Here is a 14,788-nt window from a genome sequence, read left to right on the forward strand (position 1 = left end):
ACTTCTTCTCCCTTCGATTGAGGATCACCTGTGACTGCCACTGTGACCGAGGCGCCGAAGCCTCGAACGCGAACCGACCTCCCGTCGAGTACGCGAACGGGAAATTTCCGTTCGAGAGTACTCACCCCCTATCTCATGCTCGCGCCGGGCATCATCCTGTTCCTCGCGTTCATGGCCGCCCCGATCGCGTACACGCTGTTCCTCAGCCTGCAGAAGAAGCAGGTCAAGGGGCTCGGGCTCGGCTCGGGAAGCCGCACGACGGCGTTCGCCGGCGTGGAAAACTACATCACCTCGCTCACCAACGCTGATTTCGGAGCGAGCGTGGGCCGGGTGCTGCTCTACGGTCTCGTCCTGATCCCGCTCATGCTCGGCCTGGCCCTGCTCTTCGCTCTCTTGCTCGACTCGCGCCGAACCCGGGCCGCGGGATTCTCCCGGACCGCCATCTTCCTGCCCTTCGCCGTGCCCGCCGTGATCAGCTCGCTCCTCTGGGGCTTCCTCTACCTTCCGGCGGTGAGCCCGTTCTACTGGGTCTTCGAACGCCTGGGCTGGGACGTGCCCGGAGTGCTGGACTCATCAACGGTGCTCTTCGCGATCGCGAACATTGCGCTCTGGGGCGGGGTCGGTTTCAACATGATCGTGATGTACACCTCGCTGAAGGCCGTGCCGACGGACATCTACGAGGCGGCGAAGCTCGATGGCTGCACGGAGGTGCAGGTGGCCTGGCGGATCAAGATCCCCATCATCGCTCCCTCCATCGTGATGACCGCCCTCTTCTCCATGGTCGCCACGCTGCAGGTGTTCGCCGAACCGACGACACTGCGCCCGCTCACCAACAGCCTCTCGACGAGCTGGTCGCCACTCATGCTCGTCTACCGTGACGCCTTCACCCGCGACGACATCTACTCTGCGGCCGCGACCTCGATCATCATCGCTGTCGTCACCTTTGCTTTCTCATTCCTGTTCCTGCGAGTCGTGCAGAAACGCGCGTTCGGCCAGGAGGACTAGACCGTGACCACCTTCAGCATTCCCCGAACCAGGCCCCGCAGGGTCCGCGGATCAGCCGACTCGATCCGGGTTAAGCCGAGTTTCGTCTCGACCGGCATCCTGCTCGTCGGCGCCATCTATTGCCTCTTTCCGGTGTTCTGGGTTGTCATGGCCGCGAGCAAGAACAGTTCTGAGCTGTTCTCCACGTTCACGCTGATGCCGAGCACCCACCTGTGGGACAACATCGTCGAACTGACCCAGTACCGGGGCGGACTGTACTGGCGCTGGGTGCTCAACACGGCGCTCTACGCCGGGATCGGGGCACTCGCCTCCACCTGGATCTCCGCCATCTCCGGTTACGTCCTCGCGAAGTTCGAGTTCCCGGGCAAGAAGGCGGTCTTCTCCGTCCTGCTGATGGGCGTGCTCGTTCCGGGCGTCATCCTGGCGATCCCGCAATACTTCCTGTTCGCCTCCGTGGGGATGACGAACACCTTCTGGTCCGTGCTGCTGCCCCAGATCATCAGTCCGTACGGCATCTACCTGGCGCGGATCTATGCTGCCGCCTCTGTGCCGACCGACGTCATCGAAGCCGCACGCACCGAAGGCGCAGGCGAACTGCGCATCTTCAACCGGATCGCGTTGCCGATGATGGCCCCTGGCCTCGTGACAATCTTCTTGTTCCAGTTCGTGGCGGTGTGGAACAACTTCATGCTGCCGTACATCATGCTCGGCAACGACGCACTGTACCCGGTCACGGTCGGATTGAGCGGCCTGCTCAACCAGGGTGCGACCGCCCCGGCGATGTACACGCTCGTGATCAGCGGTGCGCTGCTGTCGATCATCCCGCTGGTGATCCTGTTCCTCGTACTGCAGCGCTACTGGAAGGTCGACCTGGCCGCCGGGGCCGTCAAGTAGGCGCGGGTAGGCTTTGTCCGTGACCCCGCCCACCGCCAAACGCCGCCCCACGATCGATGATGTCGCCGCGGAAGCCGGCGTCTCTCGAGGCACCGTCTCGAGGGTGCTCAACGGCGGTCACTGGGTGAGCCCGGATTCCCTGCAGAGCGTGAATGCGGCCATCAAGAAGACCGGATACCGGGTCAACCCGCACGCCAGGAGCCTCGCCACGAGCCGGGCCAACTCGGTCGCGTTCCTCCTCACGGAGGACCAGGAACGCCTGTTCGAAGACCCGAACTTCGCCGTGCTGATGCGTGGCGCCTCCAAGGCTCTCTCCCGGCACGACATCTCCCTGGTGCTGCTGATGGCCGGAAGTGAGGACGAGCAGCGTCGGGCGACCGAGTTCGTCACGGCAGGTCACGTCGACGGTGTCCTCCTGGTTTCCTCGCACAGCAGCAGGCACGGGCTGATCTCGGACATCGTGGCCGCGGGCATCCCGGCGATCGCCTGTGGGGTGCCGCTCGGGTTCGAACGCAAGCTGGGTTACGTTGCCGCCGATGATTACGACGGGGCCCGGGAGATGGTGAAATATCTGCGTGGGACCGGACGCGCCCGGTTGGCGACGATCACCGGTCCCGGAGACACGTCCGGCGGAATGAAACGGTATCAGGCCTACGTCGACGAGCTCGGCGATGACTTCGACGAGACGCTGGTCGCGCATGGAGACTACAGTCGCGCGAGCGGTGCTGAGGCAATGACCGAGCTGCTGGACCGGCGCCCGGACCTGGACGCAGTCTTCGTGGCGAACGACATGATGGCGGCCGGCGCCATCGACGCCCTGGTAAGTCTCGGCCGGAGGGTTCCGGAGGATGTCGCCGTCGCCGGATTCGACGACGCGCCCGTCGCTCTCACGGCCGTGCCACCACTGACCACGATGCACCAGCCATTCGACCGGATCAGCGAAGAAATGGTGCGGCTCCTTCTCGAAGTGATCAAGGGGGAGCGGACCGCCGCGATCGTCGTGCCCACCGATCTGATTGTGCGGGGATCGGCGTAATACCGATGCGGCATCCGCGGCGCTCCTCCCGGTCTAGAGTGAGATCGCGTCCGTCCGTTTCCGGGGTCTGGCGGCGCTTGCGCTCGGGGGATGTATGAATCGCATGGTCAGTCCGATCTTTCCGAACCGATCCGAACCGGTCGGGAACAACGCGGTGCCCGGCGCCGGCGCTGAGCTGCTCGCGCGGGCGTTCGCCGCGACGTCCACTGTCTCCCTGATCACCGACGCGGCGCAGAATATCCTGCACGTCAGCGCCGCGTTCACGGCGATCACCGGGTACAGCGAGGACGAGATCCTCGGGACCAACTGTCGGCTTCTGCAGGGATCGGGGTCCAGTGCCGCCGTCCGGGGGTCGATCCGGCAGGCACTCGAGGCTGGGGAAGGCTTCGAGGGCGACATTCTCAACTATCGCAAGGACGGCAGCGCCGTTCTGGAACGGACTGAGCATCGTGCCGCTCCGGGACCCCGCCGGCGTGATCACGCACTTCGTCAGCGTGCAGCGCGATATCAACACGAGGATCGCCCTGCAGGAGCAGCTGGACTTCCAGGCCGGCCACGAAGCCGTGACCGGACTTCCGAACCGGTTCGGCTTCGAGTCGTACCTGCAACGGCGATCAACGGATGCCGCACCCACAGGCCGCCCCGACCGTGCCGGGCTCGGGCTGATCGCCCTCGAGCATGTCGGGCAGGTCCGGCATTCGTTCGGATTCTCCGGAGCCGATGACGTGCTCGCGGAATTCGCCCGACGACTGAAGGGCCGGCTCCGCGGTGGCGATTACCTCGCGAGCTTCAGCGGCGACCAATTCGTCGTCGTCCTCGAGGGCCTCTGTGACGACGCATCGCCTGAGCTGGCCGCCCGGCTCGAGCGCCTGCACGAAGCCGTCGAGACCCCGTTCCCGGTCGATGGCGAGTCCGTGATGCTCGGGATGACCATGGGGATCACGCCTTTTCCCGCGCGGAGTTCCGGGCCTCACGTTCTCCGGCTGGCGAGCCAGGCGCTCCCCGAGCCGGGGTCGGATCTGTCACGTCCGGACTCGTGGTGGCGACTCGCTCCCACAGGACCGATTGTCGAGTGGGACACGACGATGGCCGCGAGCGATTTCCGCCGAGGGGAGCGATCCCGCGCGCATCGGGAACGCCTGTTCGCCGGGGGACTGTCGATGCACATGCAACCGATCATCGGGCTGTTCGACGGGACCCTCCGTCGCGTCGAGGCCCTCGCCCGGCTGACTCTCGCCGACGGCACCGTCGTCCCGCCGGACAGCTTTGTGCATCAGCTCAGTAGCAACGACCTCGACGAGCTCTTCCGGATCGGACTCAACGAGGCCCTCGGCTGGGTCGCCCGGTGGGAGCAGGACGGACTGGCCCTCGACGTCTCGGTGAACCTTGCCCCGTCGACCCTGCGGCACCCCCGGTGCACCCGATGGGTCGCGAATGCACTGCGCCGGCACGGGCTGACCCCGAACAGGCTCAGCCTCGAACTGCTCGAGACGCAGGAGCTGGATGCGGCCGCCTCGCGCTCCGTTCTCGAGGAGCTCACCGGCCTCGGCGTCGGGCTCGCCCTCGACGACCTCGGCTCCGGCCACAGCAGCCTGAAACGGCTTGCCCAGTTGCCGTTCGACTCGATCAAGATCGACCGCGGGCTGCTCGCCGGCGTCGCCACGAAACCGGTCGAGACGCTCAGCCTCATCGCGACCCTGTCCCAGATGGGTCGGGATATGGGCGCGGCCGTCGTTCTGGAGGGAATCGAGAACGCCGGCCTCGCCGAGGCGGCATCCGTGCTCGGCGCCTCGCTCGGCCAGGGCTACTACTTCGCACGCCCGATGCCGGCCGCGGACGTGCCGTCCTGGGCGGCAGGTTTCGGGCTTCCCGAGGGATTCCATCGTCCTGACCGGGCCGGCCGACTGCACACCGAGCTCGGCGCGCTCGCGTATCACTGGCAATTCACACGCTGGGGATCCCCGCATCCCTTCGTCATCGATGCCTGCCCCCTGACGGGATTCATCGCCGACCGCGGCATCGTCGGCAGCGCACCGCAGCTCTGGCATGACCTCCAACATGGCGTGGACGGTGGTCACGATCGAGCCAGCGGCCTCCTGCTCGACTGGCTGGTCGACCAGAGCACGGGCCAGGTGGGCCAGACTGCACAGACTGCACAGACTGCACAGACTGCACAGACTGCACAGACGGGACATATGGGCCAGACGGGCGGGCTCAGGGCTGGCGCATAGATTCACTGGCTAACGTCGTGAGGTACCCCACTGGGTACCTCGTCGACACCGGTACCTCGTCGACACCAGTACCTCGTCGACGGACCGTCGAATGATGCTCGCGAAGGGAGTCGTCGTGCCCCAGCTGGAGAGGCAGGACGGCAGACGAACGCGCCGGATCGCGATCATCGGTATGGCCGTGGCACTCTGCGCCGTTCTCGGCTTCACCGGCTGGAACCTCGTGGGCCTGGGATTCGGCGCCGTGCCCGGCACCGTGGTCACGTGTCCGACGGCCGACCCCGTCGTCGTCGGCGCGATCACCGTGCCCGCCGGGCCTGTTGCCGGCTATTGCCAGGACCGCCTGGTCAATGCCGCGCACATCATGAATGCCGGGCGGGATCTCGGGATCGGGACGCACACCCAGACCGTCGGCGTGATGACGGCCCTGGGCGAGTCGGGTTTGCGGGTGCTCGACCACGGCGACGCGGCAGGTGCCGACAGCCGCGGGCTGTTCCAGCAGCGCGACAACGGCGCCTGGGGAACACTGGCCGACCGGATGGACCCCTACGTCTCTGCGCAGAATTTCTTCACCAAGCTGACGAAGGTCGCCGGCTGGAAGGAGATGGAGCCGACACTGCTTGCCCACGCGGTCCAGGTCAACGCCGACCCCGAGCACTACGCGGCGTACTGGGCGCGGGCGGAGGACATCGTGGCGGCTCTCGCGATCCCCACGGCCCCGTGACGCACGGGGCCGCGAGGCCTGGGGTCGTACAGCACGGACTCAGCTGCGGCGAGTGACCAGGTAGTCCAGCGCTGCGGTGTGGAGCTCGGCGTCGAAGCCGCGGGCGACCCCGTCGATCTCGACGATCGGCACGATCTGCCGCACGCTCGAGGCGAGCCAGACAGAGTCTGCGGCCTGCAGCTCGTCGGGAGTGACGGTGCGGTACTCGGTGGTCAGCCCGTTCGCCTCCGCGTACGCGAAGAAGGCGGCCTGTGCCGTGCCGGCCAGGATGCCCTGGTCGGTCGACGGCGTGACGAGGTGCCTGCCGAACTGCAGCACGGCTGTCGATGTCGGCCCTTCCAGGACGAACCCGTCGCTGCTGATGAAGATCACGTCGTCGGCTCCCCGGCGCTCCGCCTCACGGTAGACCGACTTGTTCACCGCGTAGGAGAGGGTCTTCGCTCCCTGCAGCAACCACGGGGACGTCTGGGCGACATCGTGGCGGTAACCGCGGTCCAGGGTGACCACCTTCAGGCCGTGGGTGCGCGCTTCGGTGAAGTCGGGTTCCGGGTCGACGAAGACCCAGCCCGTGCACCGGCCGGCGCCCTCGATGCCGCGGGTGAGCACGAGCTTGACCGACAGGCGTGGGTGGGTCGACGCTGCGATTCCCTGGCGGATGCCCTCGCGGTAGAGGTCGAGGCACGGAGCCGGCAGGTCGAGCAACCTGGCCGAATTGGACAGACGGGCCAGGTGCGGCTCGAGGGCCTGGCCGAAACCGTCGATGGCGTCGAGCGTTTCGAAGATGCCGTCGCCGCGGGTCACCGCGAGGTCGAGCACCGAGATCTGCGGGTCTGCCGGGTCGGCCCGACGGACCGAGGCCGCGAGCGCGGAGGCATCCGTTCCGGTCTGGGTCGGGTCGTCCAGCATGAACAGCACGCGGGCGTCCGCACCGTCTGTGGGCGAGGCGTCCGCGTTCGTCGCAACGGGATTCGTGTCTGCTGTGCTCATCGTTCTACTCCATAGTGATCGTGGCTGATCGTGTTCTCGGAAATCCAGTCGGGCAGCACCGCGTAGCCGAGACCCGGCCCGGTGGGAACGGTCACCATGCCGTCGAGTGCGGTGACCGGGGGTCGATGATGTCCTTTGCGTAATACTTCTCCGACGCCGACACATCGGACGGGTAGCTGAAGTTGGGCAGCGACGACAGGGCGACGTTGGCCGCGCGCCCGATGCCGAACTCGTGCATCCCGCCGCACCACACCGGGATGCCCGCATCCCTCGCGAGATCGTGTGCGGCGCGGGCAACCGTGAGACCGCCCATCCGTGACACCTTGATGTTCAGGATCCGGCCGGCGCCGAGGGCGATCATCGTGCCGATGTCGTCGAGGTCCACGACCCCCTCGTCGAGGCAGATCGGGGTCTCCAGGGTGGCCTGGAGCCTGGCATGGGCGACGAAATTGCGGGGTGCGTACGGCTGTTCGATCATGCTGAGGCCGAATTCGTCGAGACCGCGCATCAGGGCCGTGGTTTCGTCGGTATCCGCGTAGATCCCGTTCGCGTCGACATGGACGTCCTGCTTCGGGAAGGCGGCGCGTACCGCCCGAACGGGACCGATGTCCCAGCCCGGCTTGATCTTGAGTTTCACCCGGCGGTAGCCGGCGTCGACATGGCGGCTGACCTCGGTGAGCAGGGCGTCGATGGAGGATTCGATGCCGAGGGAGACGCCCGCGGCGACCTCGGCGCGGGTGCCGCCCAGTGCCGCAGACAGCGGTTCGTCGCGCGCGCCGGAGTACAGGCTCCACGCGGCCATGTCGAAGCCGGCCTTGGCGAACTCGTGGCCGCGGATGCGTGCCCACGTCGTCGCCAGCTCGGCCGGCGTCTCCCACTCGTGCCCGATGATCGCGGGGACGATGTATTTCTTCGCGACGAGGAGCGCCGTGTCCACGGTCTCCGAGGAGTAGAAGGGGTCGCTCGCCGAGGCGATCTCGCCCCAGCCGACCGCGCCGGATTCGTCGGTGAGGCGCACCACGATGTGGTCGAGGTGGCTCTTGCGGTGAGAACTGGTCTCGAAACCGTGCACCAGCGGCAACCGGGTGACGAACAGGGAAACGCCCACTACCTTCATCGTGCTCCTTCGGTGCTGCGTTCGGTGCTGCGCTCGTCCATCGTTCACTCCACGTAACTGTTCAGGATCTGGTTCAGCTGCTCCCGCTCGGCGAACCTGCGCCGGGCTCCTTTGGCACTGGCAATACTCAAGGTACTCACCAGGTGGATGACGGCGGCGACCGCCGTGGGGAGTCGGCGTACGAGGCGCTGCTGGTCGGCACGGTCACGGTTTCGGTGGCGAAGGCTGCGACCGGAGCATCGGGGGAGTCCGTGACGGCGATCACGGTTCCGCCGGCCTCGGCGAACCGTTCGGCGACGAGCACGCTCTGCCGCTGGTACCGGCGGAACGAGAACACGACGAGCACATCGGTCGGGCGGACGTCGCTGAGGACGTCGATCGAGCGGACGGCGGCTTCGTCGATAAGGAGCACCTGAGAGAGTCCTGCCGAGAGGTCCCAGGCGAACAGGGTCGCGTATGCGAATGACTTGCCCGCGCCGAGCACATACCGCCTGCGGGCGGCCACGATCCGGGCCGGCGCGCGAACGAGGGCATCGTCTTCCCCGAGGTGGGCGAAGGTCTCGGCAAGGTTCTTCTTTTCGCTCTCCACGATGCGCGCGCGCAAGACCGACGACGACGACCGCTTCTGCAGTCGTGCGGCGTACCGGTCCTCCGGGCTTGTGAGGGCCTCGTTCGCCTCTGTCAACGGGCTGCCTGGCGGATGCGCGGCGCGGCCTCCTGGGAGCTGGCCGCGACGAAGACGTATGCGGCGCTCGTGCCGTCAACCCGGACGCAGGATTCGGCGACGTAGCCGCGCTCGAACAGCTCGGTGAAGGTTTCGGCCACGGCGGCTCTCAATGCCTGGACGATGACGGGGGCGAGCGTCTTCGCGGGATTGTCGGACGGGATCGGCACGTGGATGACGTCGCCGTCGCCCACCGGCCGACCCCAGTGCCGGGGTAGCGTCGTTCCCAGTGCTGTGGGGTCCACGACGGGGAAGCCCGGGGGATCGACGCCGCGGCGCGGGGCGGCGTGGCCGACTCGGTACCGGTGGCGCCCGAGAGCGCCCAGTCGACGATCAGGCGGTCGGAGAACGGCTCGTCGTAGTAGTTCGCGGTGAAGCGCACTCCGCAGGCGCCGAGCACGTCGAGGTTGAAGTGGGCATTGCGGGCAAGGGTCGGGTCGAACGCCCAGCGCATCGAGGTGAGTCCCTCTGCTCTCGCGATGATGGCCTGTTCCTGCTTCAGCAGGCGGCCCACTCCCTTGCCCTGCCAGGCGGGGTCGATGAACGCGGCCTGCGAGTACAGGTAGGGCGCCCCGGATTCGAAACCCACGAAGCCGTAGGCGAAACCGACGAGCTCGCCGGCGCCGTCCCGCGCGGCAACGGCCGCACCGCCGTTGCCCACGATTGCCGAGAGCAGCTTCGGGTTCAGGCTGTGATCGGCCGCGGTATAGCCGAACACCCGGGTATACAGCTCGCTGGCGTGGCTGAACTCGGCGCGTGACCGGGTGGATTCCACCGTGAGTTTCAGGTCACCCATGTTGTGTCGTTTCCCTGTCCTCGTCTTGTCGGAACACGATGTTCCAGAACCAATCTGACAATCATAAACAACTTATGTGTCGTATTCGTTTCGTAACTCTCAAGCAAATCCGCGAACTGGTCGAAGGATAGGTAACATATCTTCTACCTGTTCCGAGCCTGCCACCGCCTGAGGAGATGCCGTCATCACATCCACTGGACCCGTCATTCCGGACGCCTCCGCGCGGGCTCGTGCGCTGGCGACCCTCGAGCACTACGTGCTGCGCGAAACGCCGACCGGGGCGGGCGCGGCCATCACGGCGTTCGCGGATGCACTCGCCGCCCGCTATTCCGGACTCGGCGGCACGGTGGTGCTGCACCCGACTCCGGGAGGCCCCCACGTGGTCGCTGACTTCCCCGGGAGGGGCAGTGGCGTCGGCGCCGCTCCCGTTCTCCTGATCGGGCACTCCGACACGGTGTGGCCGGTCGGCACCCTCGCCGGCGACGTGCCGTGGACGAGCGATGGAATCCGCATCACCGGCCCAGGGGCCTACGACATGAAATCCGGCCTGGTGGTCATGGAAGAGGCCCTCGAGCTGCTCCGCGCCCTGGGCGATGCCGGTGCCGTGGACCACGTGCCGGTGCGGATCATCGTCACGGCAGACGAGGAAATCGGCTCCCCGACCTCTGGCGCGCTGCTCCTGGCCACGGCCGACGGCTGTTCTGCGGCGATCGGCTTCGAGTCGCCGCACCCCGACGGCGACCTCAAGGTCGGGCGTCTCGGCAGCACCCGCCTCGCTCTCGCCGTCTCCGGTGTTCCCGCCCACGCCGCCCTCGACCCCGAGAAGGGAGTCTCCGCGACGGAGGAGATCATCGACCAGTTGCTGCGGGTGCGCGACATCGCGGCCAGGGCCACGATCCGCGCCGAAGAACACCCGGCCGCCAAGGTGCTCTACAACCTCGGTTCCATCACAGCCCCCGGCCTGGCCAACGTCGTCGCGGACGACGCCGTGGCCGTCCTCGGCTTCCGCTTCTCCGATCCGGACATCGAAGGCGAAGTCCTCGACGAGATCGAGGCGCTGACTCCCGTCCGCCCGCGTGCGCAGGTGGCCGTCACCCGGCTGTCCTACCGCCCGGCCTGGCAGCCACGCGCCGCCGACCAGGCCCTGGCCGCCGTCATCTCGGGCTGCGACGCCGGGTTCGGCGACGGTGGTTCCGACAGGGCTCCACTCGGCGCTCGTCCAGCGGCCGGCGCCGCGGACACCAACCTGCTCGGCGCATCCGCTCTCGGTATCGTCGACGGTTTCGGACCCCGCGGCGGCGGTGCGCACGCCCGCAGCGAGCACATCATCATCGAGTCGCTCTGGGAGCGCATCCGCCTCCTCGCCGAGGTCCTCACCGTCATCCACCTGCCGCGCTGAGCAGTCTCGCCCGTCGCGGGTCGACGCGGCGGCCGATCGATCCTCTTTCGCGTGGTTCGGAGCGATGTCATACTCGCCTCGAACGGGGGTGCCGGAAACCGGCCGGATGAGGGGGCCAGCGGCGTTCGCGTCGGATTGCGGGTGACTCGATGAGTAAGTGGACGGCAATCGCGGTCCTCGGCAGTGCGCAGTTCGTCATGGTGCTCGACAGCACCGTCATGAACGTGTCGATCTCGACGGTTGTCACAGACCTGGACACCACGGTCGCGGCCATGCAGAGCGCGATCACGTTCTACACCCTCACGATGGCGGCGGTCATGCTGCTCGGCGCAAAGCTCGGCGACATCTGGAGCCGGCGGCGCGCGTTCGTGATCGGTGCGGTCGTCTACTCGTGCGGTTCCCTGTTGACGGCACTGAGCCCGAATTTCGCGGTGCTCTTCCTCGGCTGGTCGGTCATCGAAGGACTCGGCGCCGTGCTGGTGATCCCGGCCATCGCAGCTCTCGTCGCGGAGAACTACCGGGACAGGGACCGCGTGACCGCGTACGCGATCATCGGCGCCGTGTCCGGGGCCGCGGTCGCGGCCGGCCCCCTGATCGGAGGCTACGTCACGACCTACCTGAACTGGCGCTACGTCTTCGTGTCCGAGGTCGTGATCATGATCGGCGTCGTCCTCACGGCGCGCCTCATCTCCGACAGCAGCAGGCCGAGCAGCACCCGAATCGACGTCCCGAGCGTCCTGCTCTCGGCGGCGGGCCTCGTCCTCGTCGTGTACGGGATGTTGCAGAGCAAGACCTGGGGGTGGATCCTCCCGAAACAGGCTCCCGAGATCAACGGGACCCCGATCGAGCCCCTGGGCCTGTCCCTCGTGCCCTACCTGATCCTGCTGGGCGTCTTCCTCCTCTGGCTGTTCACCGGTCGCCAACGGCGACTGGGCGAGACGGGCCGCGCCCCGCTCCTCGACGTCGGGATGTTCTCGATCACGCAGCTGCGGGCCGGGCTCTCCGTGCTCGGTGCGCAGTACGCGTTCACGGCCGGGGTGTTCTTCATGATCCCGATCTACCTGCAGATGACCCTGGGGCTCAACGCGCTGGAAACCGGGCTGAAGATCTTCCCGCTGTCGATCGCGCTCATCCTCTTCTCTGTGGTGGGCACCCGGTTGTCGACGCTGTGGTCACCGCGCCGGATCGTGCGCGTCGGTCAGCTCGTCCTGGTAGGAAGCGCCGTATGCCTGCTCGGTTCCGTCTCCCTGGACCTGAAGAGCGTCGTGTTCGGCGTCGGGATGTTCACCGCGGGAGCTGCACTCGGCCTTCTCGCCTCGCAACTCGGAAACGTGAACATGTCCAGTGTCGGCGAGGAGAGGACGAGCGAGGTCGGCGGGCTTCAGGGAGTCTTCCAGAACCTCGGCTCGTCGCTCGGTACCGCTTTGATCGGATCGGTGCTGATCGCGTCGCTCTCGTCCTCGTTCCTGAGCTCGGTGGAGAGCAGCAGCCTTCCCGACTCCGCGAAAGCCGCGGTCAGCACGCAGACAGCGGCCGGTGTCGCCATCGTTCCCGTCTCGAGTGTGGCCGGCATCGCGACGGACGCGGGACTGTCGAGCTCCGACAGTGCCGAGTTGACCAGGATCTACAGCGAATCACAGGTGTCCTCCCTGCGGGTGTCCTTCTTCGCGCTGGTCCTCTTCGCCCTCGGATCCCTGGTGTTCTCCAGGAACATTCCGAACCAGACCGTCGCGAGGCGTCAGGGGAAGACCCCGGAGGCGCGGCAATCGCCGTGACCTGGCCCATTCCCGGCGGTGCCATTCCAGGCAGTGCCCATTCCAGAAGCGGCCGAACGACAGTATTTTGTCAGCGACGAGGGCATCACACGGGTGTCCCGGTATCCGAGGGAAGACGGCTCATGGATAATTTCTGGAACTTTGTCGGGTTCTTCTTCTGGTCCTTTGTCTTCCTCGCCTACCTGATGGTGCTCGTGACCGTCATCGGGGACCTGTTCAGCGACCATCAGGTCAGCGGCGGGGTCAAGGCCATCTGGATGGTCTTCCTGGTCTTCCTGCCTTTCCTCACCGCCCTCGTCTACCTGATCGCGCGGGGTTCCGGGATGTCCGAGCGCCAGGAGCAGCGCAGGAACCAGTACCGGGGCCAGACGGATCAATACATCAAGACCGTCGCGGGTTCGTCGCCGTCCACGGAAATCGCGGACGCGAAGAAGCTACTCGACTCCGGCGTCATCACCCAGGCCGAATACGAGCGGCTCAAGGCCCGCGCGCTGGGCTAGTCCTGCCCGGGGAGAAAACGACAGAAGAAAACGACAGAGAGGTCGTCCAGCATGGATGTCGTCCACCATGTATGAGGACAGGGCCGCGCTCGACAATGTCGTCGAGCACGCGACCGTGGAGGAGCGCAAGGCCAGGGGCAAGCGGGCCAGGGAGCAGACTCCCCGCGCCAGTCACTCGGGTTGGTCGCCGGCCGCTGACCGGCCAGACCCGGTCGCGCTGCTCGAGGAACAGAACCTCACCAGGGAGCAGGACCTGGTGCCGGTCCGGCACGGCCGGATGCTGGTATCGCCGTTCACGTTCTACCGGGGCGCGGCCAGGATCATGGCCGCCGACCTCAAGGACACCCCGAGGTCCGGGCTGATCGTGCAGCTCTGCGGTGACGCCCACCTGTCCAATTTCGGCCTGTTCGCCTCGCCAGAGCGCGCCCTGCTCTTCGACCTGAACGACTTCGACGAAACCCTGCCCGGCCCGTTCGAATACGACGTCCAGCGGATGTGCGCGAGTTTCACGATCGCGGCCCGCAACAACAGGTTCACGAGCTCCCAGGTCCACGACGTGACGCTCGCCTCGGTGCGGGCGTATCGCGAGGCGATGGCGGAATTCGCGAAGATGCGCACGATGGACGTCTGGTACGCCCGCATGACCGAGGACACGGTCTTGGCGACCCTCCAGGTCGCCGCGGGCAGGACGAGCGGAGACCGGACGGAGCGCAAGGCTGCGGTGAACGCGGAGAAGAGGACCAGGGCGATCGCCGAGAAGGCCCGCACCCGGGACAGCCTGCAGGCGCTGTCGAAGCTCGCGGAGTTCGTCGACGGGGAGTACCGCATCATCAGCCAGCCGCCGATCGTCATCCCCGTCCGGGAGCTGACGACGACAACGGGACTGTCGCCCGACGAGATCGAGGAATCGGTGCGGACGGCGTTCCGCTCCTACCGTGCCAATCTCCAGGACGATCGCCGCCAGCTGCTCGAACGTTTCGAACTCGTCGACGTTGCCCGTAAGGTCGTCGGCGTCGGGAGCGTCGGCACGCGCGCCTACATAGCGCTGCTCCAGGGGCGTGCCCAGCAGGATCCCCTCTTTCTCCAGGTCAAGGAGGCCAGGGCCTCGGTGCTCGAGGACCACCTCGACACGAGCCGCTACGGACAACCCGGTGAGCGCGTCGTACAGGGACAACGGATGATGCAGGCCGCGAGCGACATCTACCTGGGCTGGACGAAAGGGGTGCAGCAGAACCGGTTCCTGTACTGGCGCCAGCTGCGCGACATGAAGGGGTCCGTCGTCGTGGAGAACATGGTGCCGTTCGGCATGACCCTCTATGCCGGACTGTGCGGCTGGACGCTCGCTCGCGCGCACGCACGCTCGGGTGACCCCGTCGCCATCGCCGCCTACCTCGGGAAGAGAGCTGAATTCGACACGGCGATCACTGATTTCTCGCTGCGCTACGCGGACCAGAACGACCGCGACTATGAGGCCTTCGCCGAGGCCGTCCGTTCCGGACGGCTGCCGTCCATCGCCGGCCTGTAGGAACGTCAATTCCGAACCAGCCGCGCAGCGCTGCAGCCTAAGATTCAGGAGGGTCATCCTCAGCGGCGTCCCGCTCGC

General features: G+C 66.8%; 14 protein-coding genes and 1 pseudogene. 10 read left to right on the forward strand and 5 right to left on the reverse strand.

What is annotated here, in order from left to right:
* Positions 1–135 precede the first annotated feature (135 nt).
* From RGU41_RS00935 to RGU41_RS00955, 6 genes and pseudogenes are all read left to right on the forward strand, one after another.
* Entirely contained in the window at positions 136–1,005 is an 870-nt protein-coding gene (locus tag RGU41_RS00935; RefSeq protein ID WP_322135240.1) for a sugar ABC transporter permease, read from the forward strand.
* 63 nt (positions 1,006–1,068) lie between these two features.
* Positions 1,069–1,899 carry a carbohydrate ABC transporter permease gene (locus tag RGU41_RS00940; RefSeq protein ID WP_322137272.1) on the forward strand — a complete coding sequence of 277 codons (831 nt, stop codon included), beginning with the start codon at positions 1,069–1,071 and terminating at the stop codon, positions 1,897–1,899.
* Between the two features lie 19 nt (positions 1,900–1,918).
* On the forward strand, positions 1,919–2,935 hold the full coding sequence (locus tag RGU41_RS00945) for a LacI family DNA-binding transcriptional regulator (RefSeq protein ID WP_322135241.1): 1,017 nt from the start codon (positions 1,919–1,921) through the stop codon (positions 2,933–2,935).
* 103 nt (positions 2,936–3,038) lie between these two features.
* Positions 3,039–3,356: pseudogene (locus RGU41_RS20645) on the forward strand (PAS domain-containing protein); the annotation flags it as partial.
* Between the two features lie 28 nt (positions 3,357–3,384).
* A complete protein-coding gene (locus tag RGU41_RS00950) occupies positions 3,385–5,166 on the forward strand; it encodes an EAL domain-containing protein (protein ID WP_322135242.1) in 1,782 nt (593 codons plus the stop codon).
* Between the two features lie 91 nt (positions 5,167–5,257).
* Positions 5,258–5,887, forward strand: a complete 630-nt coding sequence (locus RGU41_RS00955) for a hypothetical protein (protein WP_322135243.1) — start codon at positions 5,258–5,260, stop codon at positions 5,885–5,887.
* Between the two features lie 39 nt (positions 5,888–5,926).
* Here RGU41_RS00955 and RGU41_RS00960 read toward each other — a convergent pair whose 3' ends face one another.
* The 5 genes from RGU41_RS00960 to RGU41_RS00980 all read right to left on the reverse strand — a co-directional run bounded on the left by RGU41_RS00960 (position 5,927) and on the right by RGU41_RS00980 (position 9,511).
* Positions 5,927–6,874, reverse strand: a complete 948-nt coding sequence (locus tag RGU41_RS00960) for an aminodeoxychorismate lyase (protein ID WP_322135244.1) — start codon at positions 6,872–6,874, stop codon at positions 5,927–5,929.
* A 91-nt stretch (positions 6,875–6,965) separates the two neighbouring features.
* Complete coding sequence (gene menC / locus RGU41_RS00965; RefSeq protein ID WP_322135245.1) at positions 6,966–7,991, reverse strand: o-succinylbenzoate synthase; 1,026 nt, start codon at positions 7,989–7,991, stop codon at positions 6,966–6,968.
* A 136-nt stretch (positions 7,992–8,127) separates the two neighbouring features.
* Positions 8,128–8,676 carry a MurR/RpiR family transcriptional regulator gene (locus tag RGU41_RS00970; protein ID WP_322135246.1) on the reverse strand — a complete coding sequence of 183 codons (549 nt, stop codon included), beginning with the start codon at positions 8,674–8,676 and terminating at the stop codon, positions 8,128–8,130.
* Positions 8,673–8,816: a hypothetical protein gene (locus tag RGU41_RS00975; RefSeq protein ID WP_322135247.1), complete on the reverse strand. Its 144-nt coding sequence runs from the start codon at positions 8,814–8,816 to the stop codon at positions 8,673–8,675. The genes RGU41_RS00970 and RGU41_RS00975 overlap by 4 nt, the downstream gene beginning before the upstream one ends.
* 8 nt (positions 8,817–8,824) lie before the next feature.
* Positions 8,825–9,511, reverse strand: a complete 687-nt coding sequence (locus RGU41_RS00980; protein WP_322135248.1) for a GNAT family N-acetyltransferase — start codon at positions 9,509–9,511, stop codon at positions 8,825–8,827.
* Positions 9,512–9,767: 256 nt separating this feature from the next.
* Here RGU41_RS00980 and RGU41_RS00985 point away from each other — a divergent pair, with 256 nt between their 5' ends.
* The 4 genes from RGU41_RS00985 to RGU41_RS01000 all read left to right on the forward strand — a co-directional run bounded on the left by RGU41_RS00985 (position 9,768) and on the right by RGU41_RS01000 (position 14,710).
* The gene (locus RGU41_RS00985) at positions 9,768–10,910 is read left to right on the forward strand and encodes a M20/M25/M40 family metallo-hydrolase (RefSeq protein WP_322135249.1); all 1,143 of its coding nucleotides are present in this window, start codon (positions 9,768–9,770) and stop codon (positions 10,908–10,910) included.
* 149 nt (positions 10,911–11,059) lie between these two features.
* A complete protein-coding gene (locus RGU41_RS00990; RefSeq protein WP_322135250.1) occupies positions 11,060–12,685 on the forward strand; it encodes an MFS transporter in 1,626 nt (541 codons plus the stop codon).
* Positions 12,686–12,807: 122 nt separating this feature from the next.
* Positions 12,808–13,185, forward strand: coding sequence for an SHOCT domain-containing protein (locus RGU41_RS00995; RefSeq protein ID WP_322135251.1), 378 nt, complete (start codon positions 12,808–12,810; stop codon positions 13,183–13,185).
* 67 nt (positions 13,186–13,252) lie between these two features.
* The gene (locus tag RGU41_RS01000) at positions 13,253–14,710 is read left to right on the forward strand and encodes a DUF2252 domain-containing protein (protein WP_322135252.1); all 1,458 of its coding nucleotides are present in this window, start codon (positions 13,253–13,255) and stop codon (positions 14,708–14,710) included.
* Positions 14,711–14,788 lie beyond the last annotated feature (78 nt).

Origin of the sequence: Cryobacterium sp. 10C3 (assembly GCF_034314285.1) — a bacterium.
Taxonomy (GTDB): domain Bacteria; phylum Actinomycetota; class Actinomycetes; order Actinomycetales; family Microbacteriaceae; genus Cryobacterium; species Cryobacterium glucosi.